The organism is Cyclobacterium qasimii M12-11B (assembly GCF_000427295.1).
GTDB lineage: Bacteria > Bacteroidota > Bacteroidia > Cytophagales > Cyclobacteriaceae > Cyclobacterium > Cyclobacterium qasimii.
Genome location: NZ_ATNM01000155.1, coordinates 1 through 646 on the forward strand (window position 1 = coordinate 1; position 646 = coordinate 646).

At 61.5% G+C, this 646-nt stretch carries 1 protein-coding gene; it reads left to right on the forward strand.

The genetic code is table 11. From position 1 onward, the window contains the following. Positions 1-646, forward strand: a 646-nt coding sequence (locus ADICYQ_RS30415; protein WP_040417275.1) for a pyridoxal phosphate-dependent decarboxylase family protein, incomplete at both ends; no start/stop codon positions are given.

Sequence of the window (646 nt, forward strand, 5' to 3'; positions counted from 1 at the left end):
CACCGGCGGCCAGATGGCGAACTTCACATGCTTGGCCGCGGCCAGGCACAACGTGCTGAGACGCGTTGGTTGGGATGTTGAGTTGGATGGTCTCGCCGGGGCACCTCGCGTGAACATTGTGGTGAGCGCCGGGGCGCATGTCACGATCGATGTTGCTCTGCGATACCTCGGCTTCGGCACACGATCACTACAGATAGTCGACGCCGACGACCAAGGACGAATGCGCGCCGAAAGTTTGCGTGATCTGATGACGACGCTGGATGGCCCTACCATCATCTGTGCGCAGGCAGGCAACGTGAATAGCGGTTCGTTCGACCCGCTGCGAGAGATCGCAGTGATTGCGCACGAGGCCGACGCCTGGTTGCACGTCGATGGTGCGTTCGGTCTCTGGGCGCGCGCAAGTATGTCGCTCTCGGAACTCGCCGATGGAATCGAGCTAGCGGATTCCTGGTCCACCGATGCCCACAAGTGGTTGAACGTTCCCTATGACAGCGGTGTGGCCATCGTGAAGCACTCTGCTGACCATCGGGCGGCGATGAGGTCATCGGCGTCGTACCTCATCCAGACACAGGGGGCAGAGCGCGACTCGATCGACTGGGTGCCCGAGCTCTCACGGCGGGCACGAGCGATTCCTATTTACGCGACT